A 15132-nucleotide genomic window follows, 5' to 3' on the forward strand; every position below is an offset into this window, starting at 1 on the left:
TACAATTATGACTCCGATTAGAATTCCTGTACTCGTTTAGATGGTTTCAATTCGGATTCCAAGTTTTCGGAGCTCTTCTTTTTTTATTGAATTATGGATGGCTAAGGCTTAGCTATGGGTAGTGCTAATGTAAACTGTCTATTGAAGCAACGAAGGAGTTGGTACGCTGGACAGTGTTCATCTGCAAATTAAGCTAAAGCTAATTGATTGGCTTTGTTTTTTCCTGTCCATAGCAGAAATTAAATGTATTGCTATCACGTAATTTTGAATATAACGGCTTTGTGAATATACATATACCTTCTGACAAGAACCAAAGCCCATATCATAATAGGTTTTATTGAAAACCGTTTTTATAGGCATTGGTTTTACTCTTCATCAATTACAATTAATTCATCTGTTGAGGGATTATTACTATTAAATTTTTATTGACTCAACATTATTCTAATCATATACCGTTTTATCCCCATTCAATTTGTTTTTCACCCTAGCTCTAGATTATCCATTTTAATGAAAAGAAAAATGTTAAACAATGTTGAATTTACTTGATATGCCATTTAGGCAATAAAATATGAGGAAATATTACTCAGATTTATCCCAAACGTTTATTTCTACTTTAGAAAATAGACTAAGGCTCTTTACAGGATGCATTGTTGAAGGTGGTTTTTTAGTTAATTTTCGTCAATTTTAAACAGTAAAGGGGCAAATTGATATAAACTACGCCGCCAACTTTGCCATTCATGATCAGTTTTGGGGGACACATAAAAATGTGTATTTAAACCATATTTCTTTAAAGCTTCGGTATTTGATTTTGGATTTCCCCCAAAATTAAATCTTTTACTTTCCAATTCATGACTGCCATAACTTACAAATAAGAGGTTTGTTTTATTTATAAAATCAGGATTATCATCAATATCTTTTATGCTAATGCTCCCACCACTGAACATTCCAACATAAGAGAACATATCTGGGTTTGCCAATGTTATAATACGAGTTTGCATACCGCCCATTGAAAGTCCTGCAATAGCGCGGTTTTTTTGATTGGGAATAGTTCTGTAATGAGTGTCTATTGTTGGAATAATATCCTCTAAAAGTGTATTCATGAAGTTATTGGCCCAACCTTTTGGTGGCCATGTTCCATTAGGGTCATTTCTCTTTGTTCCTTCCCACGTACCATTGTCCATAACAATTATAAAAGGATTGGCTTTATTTTCAGCAATTAAATTATCCATTATAAAGTTGGCGCGCCCTTGATTGGTCCAACCCGTTTCATTTTCTCCACCGCCATGTAGTAAGTATAAGACGGGATAATGCTTATCCAGATTTTTGCTGTATTCCGGTGGTGTGTATACAAAACAACGACGTACTTTGTTATTGACCTTAGAGAAGTAATTTAATTCACATATATTACCATGAGGTACATTTTTCAAAGCATAAAATTCTTGGTCTTTAGCTGGTACATCCACACCGCTTCCCCAACGGCTTGCGCCATAAAAATACAAGCTCCCAGGGTCTGGAACAGAAGCACCATCTATATTCAATTGATAATAATGAAATCCCTCGTCTTGCGGAGAAGACTCTCCAGTCCAAATTCCGTTTTCATCCTTTATTAAATCATATTTTACGGCACCAATATCTAATTGCACGTTTCTAGCATATGGTGCGGAAATTTGAACTCTTACTCTTCCTTCAGAATTCACTTGTGGATATTGTTTTCCCTTTTGTGTGGTTGCTGAAATAACATAATCTTCAAGGGCTCTTACCGAAGTTTCAGTTGTTAAAATTGATTTGTCATTATATAAATCTTGTTCCTTAAATAATAGTTGGGAAAAATTATACAGGCCATTTTTCCAAACTTCAAAATCATGTTTTCCTTCTTTTATTAAGTGATAATAGTGGGGTATTTCATGCTTTTCCAGATAGTCATGGGTCCTTTTGCTAATTTCATGCAAATCGTCTTTGTCACCGCAGGAAACCCATAAGAGTTTTAGCTTGTTCTTGACTTCTTTTGGGTCGGGGATCAACTCTTCCGGAACCTTAGTGTTGGGTGCTGAAGAAAAACCACCAACCCAAGAGAAAGTGTCTAAATTACCTAAACCAAAATTTAAAGATTGACCACCACCCATAGATAAACCAGCAATTCCACGATGTTCTTTATCCGTAATAACAGGATAATTCTTTTCAATAAAAGGAATCAAATCATTCAGTAAATCTTTTTCAAAAGTTGCGAATGCTTCAATTTTATCAGGCGAAAATATTTCTCCAACTGCCCTATCGTCTTTCATCGCTCTACCATTAGGTAAAACAACTATCATTGGTTCTAATTTATCCTTTGTATATAAATTATTTAGAATGATGTGCGGATTACCATTTTTAAACCATTCGTGTTCATCACCACCAATACCATGTAAAAGATAGAGTACCGGATATTGTTTGTCTTTTGAAAATTCCGGTGGTGTATAAACAAGCGCTTTTCTGGTAGTACCAACAGTTTTAGAATTGTATACAATAGTATCTATCTTACCTTCTTTGTAAGCTGGGTTTTCGTGAACCATATCAAAACCATTTGGTGATGATTCAATTCTAATTTGCGCAAAATTGCAAATGGTAAAACTCAAAAAGACTAGAGTAATAATGTAATTTCGACTTAATTGCATATTATAAAAATTTAAAAATATTTCGATTAAAACTACTCTTAATTACTTGTAGTTTTGGTAATAAGATATATTTGCTGTGACTTCATTTTCATTAGTAGCATAGAGAAAAACTACCTATACAGAACCAATTCCTAAATCAAGACCTACGCCTATAATTATTGATGTTAATTAATTTGTTTAACGCCTTTTTTTGTTTGCTTGATTTTTTTAATTGAACCATCTTCATTGTAGTACATATAGTCTACACAAATAGATCTTCTGTAACTACCTCCTGTGGGAAGTGTACCATTGTGTGAAAAGAAATAGGTTTTGCCTTTATAATCAATAACTCCTGGATGCGTAGTAAAGCTATTTTCCGCATTTCCAGCTATTATTCCTCTATATTCCCATGGACCAGTAATACTTTTAGAGGTACAATATTCTACCTGTTCTGGTTGTGCTCCTCTACCTGCATATAATAGATAGTAAAGTCCTTTTCGTTTATAGACCCACGGCCCTTCGATAAAGTTTTTAGGTTTGATGTAGTTTATTGGTCCATCAAGTTCTGTTAAATTATCTTTTAACTTTACCCATCTACAACTAAGATTTCCCCAAAATAAATAAGCTTGACCATCATCATCTACAAAAATTGAAGGGTCTATATCGTCCCAACCATGTTTTACATCTGTGGTCATTTCGTTATAAATTAATGCTTCTCCAATCGCATCTTTAAATGGTCCTGTTGGATTGTCGGATACTGCTACTCCTATGGCAGCACCACCTTTACTACGTTCAGTTTCTTTATGAAATGTTGATACAAACCAATAAAATTTACCATTGTGATGAATAGCTTCTGCAGCGTAAGCGTCTCCTGTAGCCCAGGAAAATGTTTTAGGGGATAATCGCACCCCATAGCTTTTCCAATTTATCATATCGGTGGTTGAAAAAATATGCCAATCCGGCATTTTATAATTGGTATCTTCAACAGTTGCACCATCATGGCTGGTGTAAAGGTAAAGCGTATCGTTATACACTAGCGGTGCAGGATCTGCAGTGAAAACATTTGTAATGATAGGATTTTTTGATGTTTTGCAAGATTGTAGTAAAAATGCTATTACAATTGCAATAAATACTTTGCTCAATTTCATCTTGAACTTTTTAATGTTGGCTATCTAATTAATAGGAGTCATGAAATTCATTAATTCTCTATCATGATTGTTTACAATTCTGGATTCATTATCAAAATACATTGTAACCCCATTTTCTGGCGTGTACGTTTCCCAATTTGGTAGTACCCCTTCTACATTAGGATTACCTGATTTTATAAAATTTAACCATGCTGAGCTCATTTTATCAGCTAAAGCCCAAGCTTCTTCTGTATCGCCTGTCCAGTCGGGTCTCAAATCCACAGTGTTAAATGCCAGAGGAATATCTAAACCATGAAACGAGCCTTTAGAAGAGTCTTCGACCGCACTTTTCCATGCTAGAAAATAAACATACAATGGTGCGTTTGACTCAATTGCTCTTGCATCAGCAGTACGGATAGTATATGGTCTAAAAACATCATCAACAGAAAGAAGATCTTGAGGTGTATAATTTGGGTAAGCCTTTGAAAAAAGCTCAATATATTCATCGGTTTTATCACCGTATTGTTTTGTTAATCTTTCTTTAGCTTCCTCTAGAGTTAAATCTTTTTCACCGTAAGCCGTTGGTTTTAATTCATTTAAAGTACTACCTATCATTACAGGTATGTTTTTTGATATATCCGCGAATCCTGGGCTGAAAGGTTGCTGTAACAAAACTTCACCATCTGCCGATGGCGCAAAACCAAACATGCTCGGTGAACCTGGAACTCTTGGTCCTGAAATTGAGGCTACAGCATCATTTCCTGCTTTAACCAGGTCTTGATACGGAATAGTATCTATTTTTTTTACATTTTCGGGACTAATCCCCAATGTATCTAATACTGCTAAACCAAGTTTTTGGGACTTCTCTTTGGTCATTGTATTAATTAAAGTTCCACTTTGTATTATAGCTTTATGAAATAGGCCTTTTGCAGAAGGCATACACATAAGTGTACCTACCTTACCTCCGCCTCCAGACTCTCCAACTATAGTAACATCTGATGGATTACCTCCAAAATTTTCAATATTATTTTGAATCCATTCCAATGACTTGACAATATCGAGCATGCCAACATTGGCAGATTTAGCATATTCGTCACCTAGTGCAGATAAGTCAAGAAAACCTAAAATATTTAATCTATGATTTACTGACACCACTACAACATCTCCTTTCCTAGCAAGTGCCTCACCATAGGTCATAGGATCGTTACTAGCACCTATAAAAAATCCGCCGCCATGTAACCATAACATCACAGGTCTCTTTTTACCATCATTTATTCCACGTGTCCAAACATTTACTGTAAATAATTCTCTTTCATTTTGTGCCGAATCAGGGTACCAAGGTGCCGTTTGTCTTGCTACTGGACCAAAATCCTTACATTCTCGAACTTCATCCCAAGCATCTGGATTTTGAGGCGGCATAAACCTTCCTGCTTTAGCATAAGGAATACCTTTATAGGCAAATACATTGTCATTGAGAATTCCAGATACTTTACCGGAATTGGTTTTAACGACTAGATCTTGTTTTTTGTTTTCTTTATTATTGCAACTCGTTAGGCTTAACCCCAATACAGCAACAAAACAAAGGAAGTAATTTGATAATAGTCTCATTATAAAATTTTTTGTTGGTTTTAATTTCTTTTTTGAGGCTTTATATATCGCAGATTCTAAATATTGATAAATTAGAAAACCTCTATAAAGGACAAAGTCATTGTTTAAGTAAATAAAAATTTAAAATGTTTAATTTTCGTAGAAAACAACAACCGATAAAGGTGGAATTGTAAGTGTAATTTTGTTGTTTTTAATTTTAAAATCTTTAAAATCTACAGGGCTAATTTTATTCGGATTGTCAAATGTATTATGATCCTGAGCCTTACCGGAAGTTAAAATTTTAGCTGTTGCACTCTTCAGCTTATCTATTGTAATTTCAACATCTAAAGATTTGCTGATATCAACATTTGTTAAAGAAATATGTCTTTTACCATCATTATTTTTTGATGCAGAAATGGTTACAGCTGGAATACTTCCGTAAGTCACATTACTTTCAATTTTAGAAGGTAATAACGTAGCATCTTGATGCACTTTGTACATATTCATAACATGATACGTAGGGGTTAATATCATTTTTTCTTCTTTTGTAAGAATAATTGCTTGAAGTACATTAACTGTTTGTGCCAAATTAGCCATATGTACTCTATCTGCATGATTGTTGAAAATGTTTAAAGTCATACCGGCAATCATCGCATCTCGTATGGTGTTTTGTTGGTATAATAGTCCACCGCCAGAAGGCATTGTCTCATACCATCCTCCCCATTCATCTACTATAAGTTCTACTCTTTTTTCTGGGTCGTATTTGTTCATGATTTCATCATTCTTTGAGATGAATTCTTCCATAAACCAAGCGCGTTTCATTGTTTTATAGTATTCATTATCTGTAAATTCAAATGATGAACCTTTGTTGCTCCAATCAAAGACAGAATAATGATGAACGGATAACCCTTCAATTCTTCTTGCAGGCACATTTTTCATTACCGTTTCTGTCCATTCATAATCCGGTGTGCCTGGCCCTACCGCTATACGGTATAGTTTTTTGGTATTGCTATAGCTTGTCATAGCAGTTGCGTAACGTTTGTATAAATTCACATAGTAATCGGCAGTCATGTGTCCGCCACAATCCCAAGATTCGTTGCCTATGCCCCAATATTTTACGTTCCAAGGTTTCTTCCTGCCATTTGTGGCCCGCAAATCTGTAAGCGAACTTGAACCATTTTCATTATTCACGTATTGTTCCCATTCCATAGCTTCCTGCACGGTACCGGAATTCATGTTAACCGCCAAATATGGCTCTGCGCCTAATTGCTCACACAAGTCTAAAAACTCATGTGTACCAAAAGCATTGTTTTCACGTATGTTACCCCAAGATAGATTTTCAATATGTTTGCGTTGATCTTTTGGACCTATGGCGTCTTTCCAATGGTAAATGTCTGCAAAACAGCCCCCAGGCCAGCGTAAATTTGGTATCTGAAGTTCTTTGAGAGCTTTAATGATATCATTTCTAACACCGTTGGTGTTGGGTATGATTTTATTCTCTTCGCCAACATAGATACCATCATAGATACAGCGTCCAAGATGTTCTGCGAAATGCCCATAAATGTGTTTGCTTATGGTATCTTTGGCGCGCGATTCTTGAATCGTAATCTTTACTTGTTGTGCCATTGAGACGCAAGAAATAAATAAGAAAATAAGGTTTAAAGCTGCTTTCATGATTATTAAGTGTATTAGTTACACTTGTAAATTTAGTAAAAAAAACAATACATTTGACAATATGACCCATAGTTACGATTCTGAAGACAAACTTATCGTTGCAGTAGACTGTATTATTTTTGGTTTTGATGCGAAAGAAGGATTGAAAATTTTACTGATCAGAAGACGTTTTGAGCCCAAAAAAGGACATTGGTCTTTGATGGGTGGTTTTCTTAAAAAGAATGAGACATTAGATGAAGCGGCTTATAGGGTCTTAAAAAAATTAACTGGTTTAAACCAGTTGCATTTAGAGCAGCTCGAAGCATATAGTGAAGTAGATAGGGATCCCGTTGAACGCACAATTTCAACTGCCTATTCCGCACTTATAAATACTAATAAATATGATGAAGCGCTATTAGAGCAATATGAAGCCCAATGGTTTTCTGTAACTAAAATACCTAAATTGATTTTTGATCATGATCAAATGGTTGAAAGGGCCATTAGAAGATTACGTTCTAAAGCTACAACACAGCCTATTGGTTTGGAATTGCTCCCTGAAAAGTTCACCATGAAACAGCTTCAGACCTTATATGAAACGATATTAGGTGAAACACTTGATAAACGAAATTTCATTAAAAAAATCCTAAGCATCGATGTTCTTATAAAGCTTGAGGAAAAGGACATGACTTCTTCTAAAAAAGGTTCATATTTGTACAAATTTGATTTGAAGAAATATGATGATAAATCTAAAGTGAATTTCTTTTTTAATTCAATAAAATTTTAAAATAGGTGGTTGTAATATCGGTACTTTTATAACGTTGCCCATAAAGCATCTATTTTAAATTTAGACCTACCTCTTATTTTTCCCATTTAATTGTTTCTATATAATCAATGCTAAAAAAGGTGAAGGCTATGCCTAAACTCGATGGTAATTAATAAATGGGGATTTGAGTTTATATTTTTAAATTTCAATCTAACACCGTTTTTAAGCGATTGTTTTTATTCAAATATTGTATAACTTATCTAATATTGAAGCAATGAGTCTGGGTTTACTTTTGCTTAATCATGGGCGTTTTTATCAGTTTCATATAACCTAATCGCCTTTAGATAATTTATCGCTCCGTTCATGGTCATATCATTACTGAAACCATCGAGTTCGGGATGGTTGTTTTTAATCCAATCCACTAAAGCATCTTTCTCCTTGTTCCAGATGTTCCAATTGGCACCTATGGATTCCAATTCTTCAATTTTTGAGATTTTCCCTGAAGTAAAAGAGATTTTTTGAAGGTACACCAAAGGGTTGTTTTTTAAAAACGTATTACGCATATTATTCTGGGCTATGGTAACGATAATCTGGTTGTTGCTTTCCTCTAATTCGATTACTTCATAAGACGATCTGAAAATGGAGTCCCATTTAAATTGTCCATAAAAACTATCAAGGTTATAAGGCATAACATAATCTCCTGAAATGAGTGTTATACTATCGTGTATAAGTGTTTTTAGTTCCTTATAGTTACCTGTGTTCCTGGCGTTATAGTATTTATATACAGATTCACGATGGGATAATGCCTTTTCCTTACACCCTGTAAGTAGGCAGAAGGCAAAAAGTATAAAAAACATGTTTTTCACTGACATCATCAATTACTAGATTGTGAGACTGTTATGCTATCGAAATAATTTCCGGCTTGTAATGCGATCATAAGTTTCCTTTCGATACCTGTTTCGTTTTTGGTCATTTCGATATATATTTCCGTAGCATTTTTTCTCTCGATTCTATATACGGTTTCATCTATGACAAAATTCTCAGCAGTAGTGTCGATTTCATTTCTGTCGAAACTTGAAGTGTCGTTCAAGTAGATGCCATCAATCCACCACCAGGATCCTTCCGTTGTGATAACGATGGAATCATTGTCAACACTGAGTTGGACTTTTTTTTGTGAGAGTTTAATATTGTCATCCCATTTTCCTATGGGCTGGTCAGATTCCGAGCAGGAAATAGTTGAGGTAAGAACTAGTAGAAATCCGATTATTTTAAGTTTGGTCCTAGTTTTCAAAGTGATATGGTTTAACGGGAAATTAGGTTCATTGCCACTTATCCATATTAAAAATAAGTATTTAAGTTTAAATGAGATATATAGAAAACGGCCACAGCTGCATTATCTGGACTAAAGTATATTTTTATAGGGTCATTCCGAAATTCTGTGTATCACAAAATGTATCAATGATGCTGCAAGTTTCGCCGTTTGATCGTCAATGTCATAGGTTGGGTTCATCTCGGCAATATCCAATCCCAGTAATTTCTTGGATTTGATTATCGTCCCTAAAGATCTTAACACGATATCAGGGGAAAAACCCATAGGTGATGCCGCACTTACCCCAGGGGCATATGCGGAAGAAAATCCGTCTAAATCAATGGTCACGTACACATGGTCTACTCCACTAATGAATTTTTTAATGACCCTTGATACTGTTTTCAACTTCTGTATATTGAATTCGGTATTCCTTAAGAATTCAACCTCTAAGTCGATGGCGGTTTCAAATAGGGTTTTATCATTGGAATCCGGGCGTATGCCCAAACACAGATATTTGAAGGGAGTTCCGTTGGCATTGCAATCCTGCGCGATTTGGTAAAAAGGAGTTCCTGAATTAGGGCCGTTTTCAACTGATCGTAAATCAAAATGGGCATCAAAATTAATAATGCCGATAGATTTTGCTTTTCCGATATGATTGGCCAGACCATTGTAATGTCCGTATGCAACATCATGTCCGCCACCCAAGATTATCGGGAGGGCGTTTTTGGTAAGCGATTTACTCACCATTTGGGACAATTTGTTTTGGGTAGTTTCCATATCCCCTTTGATACATTGGATAGTACCACAATCGTAAACCTCTATTTTTGAATCCAGATGGTTGGGCATTTTTCCTAGTTGTGCCCTGATGGCATTCGGACCGTCAACAGCCCCGACCCTACCTTGGTTGCGTTTTACGCCCTCATCACATTCATAACCCAATAGGGTAATAGAATGCGGTGAAATAGATTCAATAGGGCCACATTTTATCTTTTCATGCATATAAAGTCGTTGGTCAGAGGTTCTGCCCGACCAGATTTTGGGATTTGCTTTTTTGTAAATAGCCATAATCAATCGAATAAATTATCCAACATTCCTTCTTCCACTAAATTAGGTAGCGTGACCTTAAGTTCTGGGGTGCGGTCCATTTCCCTTTTTATAGCAAATAGAGCTTCTTCGTTTCTTGCCCAACTTCTTCTAGAAATTCCGTTGTTCACATCATAGAACAACATGTTCTTTAAACGTTTGGAGGCATCATCTGACCCGTCCAAGACCATTCCGAATCCGCCATTGATGACCTCGCCCCAGCCAACACCACCACCATTGTGGATAGAAACCCAGGTGGCACCTCTGAAACTGTCCCCGATTACATTGTGTATGGCCATATCTGCGGTGAATTTACTACCATCATAAATATTACTGGTTTCCCTAAAAGGGGAATCCGTACCACTAACATCATGATGGTCCCGCCCCAAAACTATGGGAGCGGTAATCACCTTATTCTTAATCGCTTTGTTAAAGGCTTCCGCGATTTTGGCCCTGCCTTCGGCATCGGCATATAAAATACGTGCTTGGGATCCTACCACCAATTTGTTCTGCTCGGCTTCTTGGATCCAAGTAATGTTGTCCTGTAGTTGTTGTTGAATTTCTTCCGGAGCAGCTTCTTTTACCCCTTTCATGACATTTAAGGCGATAGTATCGGTCTTTTGAAGGTCTTCAGGCTTACCTGAGGTACAGACCCATCGAAAGGGACCAAAACCATAGTCGAAACAAAGTGGCCCCAAAATATCCTGAACATAGGAGGGGTACATGAAATCGATGTTGTTTTCGGCCATAATATCCGCTCCTGCACGGGAGGCTTCCAACAAGAAGGCATTGCCGTAATCAAAAAAATAGGTTCCTTTAGCGGCGTGTTTATTGATTGCGACAACCTGTCTTCGTAATGATTTTTGTACTTGTGACTTAAAGGCGTCAGGATTTTTGGCCATCATATCGTTCGATGCCTCAAAAGTCATTCCGACAGGATAATATCCGCCCGACCAAGGGTTGTGCAAAGACGTTTGGTCCGACCCCAAATGCACGAAGATATTCTCACTGTCAAATTTCTCCCAAACATCTACCACGTTACCGATAAATGCCAAAGAAACTACTTCATTGTTCTCAATGGCCTTAAGGGTCCTGGCCACCAACTGGTTCATATCATCAATCAACTCATCGACCCAACCCTGCTTATGTCGTTTTTTTGCCGCGGCAGGATTCACTTCTGCACAAATGGTGATGCATCCGGCAATGTTTCCTGCTTTTGGTTGTGCACCGCTCATTCCCCCTAATCCGGCTGTTAAGAAGATTTTTCCTTTGGGAGATTCGTTCTTCTTCAATACTTTTCTAAAGGCGTTCATGACCGTAATTGCCGTGCCATGGACAATGCCCTGAGGGCCGATGTACATATAGGAGCCGGCCGTCATTTGTCCGTATTGGGTTACACCGAGCGCATTGTATTTTTCCCAGTCGTCGGGTTTGGAGTAGTTTGGGATCATCATGCCATTGGTTACGACGACCCTTGGTGCATCTTTTGATGAGGGAAAAAGACCCATGGGGTGCCCTGAATAGATGTGCAAAGTCTGTTCTTCGGTCATCGAAGCCAAATAGTGCATGGTCAATAGGTATTGTGCCCAATTCTGGAATACGGAGCCATTACCACCGTAGGTGATGAGTTCTTCGGGATGTTGTGCTACAGCGGGATCCAGATTGTTCTGGATCATTAACATGATGGCGGCTGCTTGAGGGGTTTGGGCAGGATACTCGGAAATGGCCCTTGCGAACATTTCATATTCCGGAATAAAGCGATACATATATATTCTGCCGTACATGCTCAATTCACTGGCAAACTCCTTGGCCAATTCGGCGTGCCAGGTTTTGGGGAAATACCGGAGCGCATTCTCGATAGCCAATTTCTTTTCCTCAATAGAAAGGATGTCCTTGCGTTTTGGGGCGTGACTGATTGTGGAACTCCGTTCCCTTTTCAAAGGTAATTCAGAAGGAATACCTTGCAGTATTTGTGATTTGAAATCTGTGGAAAAGCTATTTGATTGCATGTTGATCAGTGCTTATGTTTATTATAGGCCAACGCTCCTTTTTTCCATACCATGCATGGTTTAAAGTTTCCTTGATTGTATAAAATCTCTTTATAATCAGCGGTGTGGAAAATGCTGAGGTCGGCCAAACATCCCGATGATAATCGTCCCCTATCCGTTAAGTTCAGAGCTGCGGCAGCCCGAGTTGTAATACCCGCCAAAACTTCAGCGTTACTCAATTTTTGAAATGTACCCAAAATGGCGGCTTGGGTCAATAAATCGCCCATGGGGGCAGAACCCGGATTGTGGTCGCTTGCTATCGCCACGGCACCACCGGCATCCAGGATTTTACGTGCTGGGGTGAAATTACAACCCAATCCGATTGAAGCCCCAGGGAGTGCTGTTGCGATAACATTGCTCTTTGCCAAAAGTTTTATTTCAATATCCGTGCTGGCTTCTAAATGATCGGCGCTTATGGCCTTGTATCTAATGGCGACTTCACTGCCACCGGTGGAGAATTGGTCGGCGTGTACGGTAATGTCGAAACCAAGTTCCTTGGCCTTGTTGAAATAGGGTTCAATAAGTAAGGGATAAAATGCGCCCTCTTCTATAAAAGCATCGATTCTATTTGTAAGTTTTTCGGCTTTAAGTGTAGGGAGTAATTCACTTGTGATTTGTTCTAGATATTCAGCAGGACTTCCTTCAAAATCCCTTGGGACCATATGTGCCGCCAAGCAGGTCGGAACCAAATCAACAGGGAGCAATTCATCGGCATCTTTGATGGCATAGAGCATTTTAAGTTCTTCGGTCACGGAGAGTCCATAACCACTTTTGACCTCAATGGTGGTCACCCCGTTTGCCAAATGTCTTTTGGCTCTTTTAACGATGCCCTTCGTCAAGGTTTCTTTCGATGCTTTTCGGGTTTGGGTAACCGTGTCCCAAATGCCACCACCGGCTTTGGAGATTTCCATATAGGTCTTGCCGGAATTCCGCAGGGCATAGTCATTGGCCCTTGATCCCGCAAAGCAGATATGGGTATGTGCATCTATGAATCCAGGAAGGCAGGTGTGGTCTCCTTTAAGTTCGTGTATCTCGGTATCATTCAGGGATGTTACTTTAACTAAATCGTCGAATTTTCCGATTGTTTTAATGCGGTCCCCTTCAACAAGAATACCGCCATCTGCCACAATTTCCAATTGATTGTCGGTGATGGCCCCTTTTGTGGGGAGCCCTGTCATCGGGATTATTTGTTTAAATGGGCCTATGAGTTTCATGTTTTTGGGTTTTGATGTAAAATGCTTTTCCGCTTAAGCGGGAATTATAGAAAGCAACATTTAAAATACTTCAAATTCATTGGAAAACGGAGTCTTGAATGAAATCTTTTTCTCTTTTTTCGTTTTCTCGATGGTTTTGATGATGGTTTTATCCTTTATCATTTCTATTCCAATCGCTATGTCATCGGAAAATACCCTGTCCTTAGCTGCAAAAGGTACTTTTTCGCGAACTGCCTTATGCACTTCATCCAATAAAATACCCGATTTTAAGGGTTTCCTGAACTCAAAGGCCTGTGCTGCGGTCAAAAGTTCAATGGCTAAGATCTTCTCAACATTTTCAAGTACTTGCAAGGCTTTTCGTCCGCTGATCGAACCCATGCTCACATGGTCTTCTTGTCCCAACGAAGTAGGAATGCTGTCCGCACTTGAAGGATAACATAAACCCTTGTTTTCACTGGCCAATGCTGCAGTTGTATATTGCAGGATCATATAACCGGAATTGATCCCGGTATCCTGCATCAGTAATTTAGGCACCCCAGGACTATTACCTTCCAAAGCAAGATAGATCCTACGGTCTGAGATGTTCCCTATTTCCGAGGCAGCGAGACAGGCATAATCCAAGGCCATGGCCAAAGGCTGACCGTGAAAACTTCCACCACTAATGGTGAGCTCGTCGTCAATGATTATGGGATTATCGGTAACCGAATTCAATTCAATCTCCAATAATTCCTTCAGATGCAACCAAGCATTTCGGGAAGCTCCGTGTACTTGGGGAATGCAACGTAAAGAATAAGGGTCTTGAACCCGTTCACAAAAAGCATGGGCCTCCATGATTTCGGAGCCTTTTAATAAGCGTTTTATTCTCTTCGCTACGTGCACATTGCCTTTATAGGGTCTTAAGGCATGTAGTTCATTATAGAAAGGTTTTATGGAACCTTGTAGTCCTTCAATCATCATAGCGCCGATGATATCTGCCTGTGATAGGCAGCTGTGCATTTTTTCAACTACCTTAATGGCATGTGCGGCAATAAATTGTGTGCCATTGATTAGGGCAAGACCTTCTTTTGGCCCTAATTCCAAGGGCTGCAAATCTGTTTTTTCAAAGAGTTCATCAGTAGTAAGTATTTCACCTTTGTATTCCAATCTTCCCAAGCCAATTAAAGGAAGGAATAAATGGGAAAGGGGAGCCAAATCCCCGGAAGCACCTACAGAACCTTGGGAAGGCACTAAGGGAATGGCATTATGCTCAATATGCCAGATAATGCGCTCTAATGTGGTCTCTGAAATTCCTGAAAAACCTTTAGCAAGGGAATGTGCCTTTAAAATGAGCATAAGTTTTGCAATTTCCTTGTCAATAGGTTCACCCACGCCCACACTATGGCTTTGCAATATGTTGTTTTGGAGGATTTTCGTTTCCGCTTTCGATATCTTGGTAGTACAAAGTGGCCCGAAACCCGTATTTATGCCATAGACCGGTTGGCCTTTGTCAACGATGTTCCGGACGATTTCCCAACTTTCAGAAACCTTTGTACGTGTTTTTTTGGATAGGGTCAATTGTAAATCGCCATTTGCAATGGCAATAGCCACACTGGCCGTTAGCCAATCTTCCCCTAAGGCGAACGATTTTGGTAATGAAACCATTGGTATAGTTTTATACTATAAATTTATTGATTAAGTTTGATAATTACCAATACCAAAAATATCACGTTATAATA

Annotated in this window: 11 protein-coding genes; 1 reads left to right on the forward strand and 10 read right to left on the reverse strand. The window is 38.2% G+C overall.

Annotated elements, in window-relative coordinates; translation table 11 throughout:
• Positions 1–668: 668 nt before the first annotated feature.
• From R3X28_RS13355 to R3X28_RS13370, 4 genes are all read right to left on the reverse strand, one after another.
• The gene (locus R3X28_RS13355; protein ID WP_317664897.1) at positions 669–2654 is read right to left on the reverse strand and encodes an alpha/beta hydrolase-fold protein; all 1986 of its coding nucleotides are present in this window, start codon (positions 2652–2654) and stop codon (positions 669–671) included.
• Positions 2655–2818: 164 nt separating this feature from the next.
• Complete coding sequence (locus tag R3X28_RS13360) at positions 2819–3781, reverse strand: glycoside hydrolase family 43 protein (RefSeq protein ID WP_317664899.1); 963 nt, start codon at positions 3779–3781, stop codon at positions 2819–2821.
• A gap of 24 nt (positions 3782–3805) precedes the next feature.
• Positions 3806–5368: a carboxylesterase/lipase family protein gene (locus R3X28_RS13365; RefSeq protein WP_317664901.1), complete on the reverse strand. Its 1563-nt coding sequence runs from the start codon at positions 5366–5368 to the stop codon at positions 3806–3808.
• Positions 5369–5497: 129 nt separating this feature from the next.
• The gene (locus R3X28_RS13370; RefSeq protein WP_317664903.1) at positions 5498–7021 is read right to left on the reverse strand and encodes an alpha-N-arabinofuranosidase; all 1524 of its coding nucleotides are present in this window, start codon (positions 7019–7021) and stop codon (positions 5498–5500) included.
• Between the two features lie 61 nt (positions 7022–7082).
• On the opposite strand from R3X28_RS13370, the gene R3X28_RS13375 reads away from it, so the two are divergent.
• The gene (locus tag R3X28_RS13375; protein WP_317664904.1) at positions 7083–7784 is read left to right on the forward strand and encodes an NUDIX hydrolase; all 702 of its coding nucleotides are present in this window, start codon (positions 7083–7085) and stop codon (positions 7782–7784) included.
• Between the two features lie 275 nt (positions 7785–8059).
• On the opposite strand, the gene R3X28_RS13380 is transcribed toward R3X28_RS13375, so the two are convergent.
• From R3X28_RS13380 to hutH, 6 genes are all read right to left on the reverse strand, one after another.
• Positions 8060–8620: a hypothetical protein gene (locus tag R3X28_RS13380; protein WP_317664905.1), complete on the reverse strand. Its 561-nt coding sequence runs from the start codon at positions 8618–8620 to the stop codon at positions 8060–8062.
• A 17-nt stretch (positions 8621–8637) separates the two neighbouring features.
• On the reverse strand, positions 8638–9054 hold the full coding sequence (locus tag R3X28_RS13385; protein ID WP_317664906.1) for a hypothetical protein: 417 nt from the start codon (positions 9052–9054) through the stop codon (positions 8638–8640).
• Between the two features lie 132 nt (positions 9055–9186).
• Complete coding sequence (hutG, locus tag R3X28_RS13390) at positions 9187–10137, reverse strand: formimidoylglutamase (protein WP_317664907.1); 951 nt, start codon at positions 10135–10137, stop codon at positions 9187–9189.
• 2 nt (positions 10138–10139) lie between these two features.
• Complete coding sequence (locus R3X28_RS13395; RefSeq protein ID WP_317664909.1) at positions 10140–12164, reverse strand: urocanate hydratase; 2025 nt, start codon at positions 12162–12164, stop codon at positions 10140–10142.
• A 5-nt stretch (positions 12165–12169) separates the two neighbouring features.
• Positions 12170–13417, reverse strand: a complete 1248-nt coding sequence (gene hutI, locus R3X28_RS13400) for an imidazolonepropionase (protein WP_317664911.1) — start codon at positions 13415–13417, stop codon at positions 12170–12172.
• 60 nt (positions 13418–13477) lie between these two features.
• Positions 13478–15058 (reverse strand): histidine ammonia-lyase, encoded by a 1581-nt coding sequence (hutH, locus tag R3X28_RS13405; RefSeq protein ID WP_317664913.1) that lies wholly within the window; start codon positions 15056–15058, stop codon positions 13478–13480.
• Positions 15059–15132: the final 74 nt, after the last annotated feature.

It is taken from the genome of Maribacter sp. TH_r10, assembly GCF_033101095.1.
Lineage (GTDB): Bacteria > Bacteroidota > Bacteroidia > Flavobacteriales > Flavobacteriaceae > Maribacter_A > Maribacter_A luteus.

What these genes read in the sequence shown, in the direction of transcription:
- hutI (WP_317664911.1), bottom strand. Translation starts at nt 13,417, where the DNA reads ATGAAACTCATAGGCCCATTTAAACAAATAATCCCGATGACAGGGCTC.
- hutH (WP_317664913.1), bottom strand. Translation starts at nt 15,058, where the DNA reads ATGGTTTCATTACCAAAATCGTTCGCCTTAGGGGAAGATTGGCTAACG.
- R3X28_RS13380 (WP_317664905.1), bottom strand. Translation starts at nt 8,620, where the DNA reads ATGTTTTTTATACTTTTTGCCTTCTGCCTACTTACAGGGTGTAAGGAA.
- R3X28_RS13360 (WP_317664899.1), bottom strand. Translation starts at nt 3,781, where the DNA reads ATGAAATTGAGCAAAGTATTTATTGCAATTGTAATAGCATTTTTACTA.
- R3X28_RS13370 (WP_317664903.1), bottom strand. Translation starts at nt 7,021, where the DNA reads ATGAAAGCAGCTTTAAACCTTATTTTCTTATTTATTTCTTGCGTCTCA.
- hutG (WP_317664907.1), bottom strand. Translation starts at nt 10,137, where the DNA reads ATGGCTATTTACAAAAAAGCAAATCCCAAAATCTGGTCGGGCAGAACC.
- R3X28_RS13395 (WP_317664909.1), bottom strand. Translation starts at nt 12,164, where the DNA reads ATGCAATCAAATAGCTTTTCCACAGATTTCAAATCACAAATACTGCAA.
- R3X28_RS13365 (WP_317664901.1), bottom strand. Translation starts at nt 5,368, where the DNA reads ATGAGACTATTATCAAATTACTTCCTTTGTTTTGTTGCTGTATTGGGG.
- R3X28_RS13355 (WP_317664897.1), bottom strand. Translation starts at nt 2,654, where the DNA reads ATGCAATTAAGTCGAAATTACATTATTACTCTAGTCTTTTTGAGTTTT.
- R3X28_RS13375 (WP_317664904.1), top strand. Translation starts at nt 7,083, where the DNA reads ATGACCCATAGTTACGATTCTGAAGACAAACTTATCGTTGCAGTAGAC.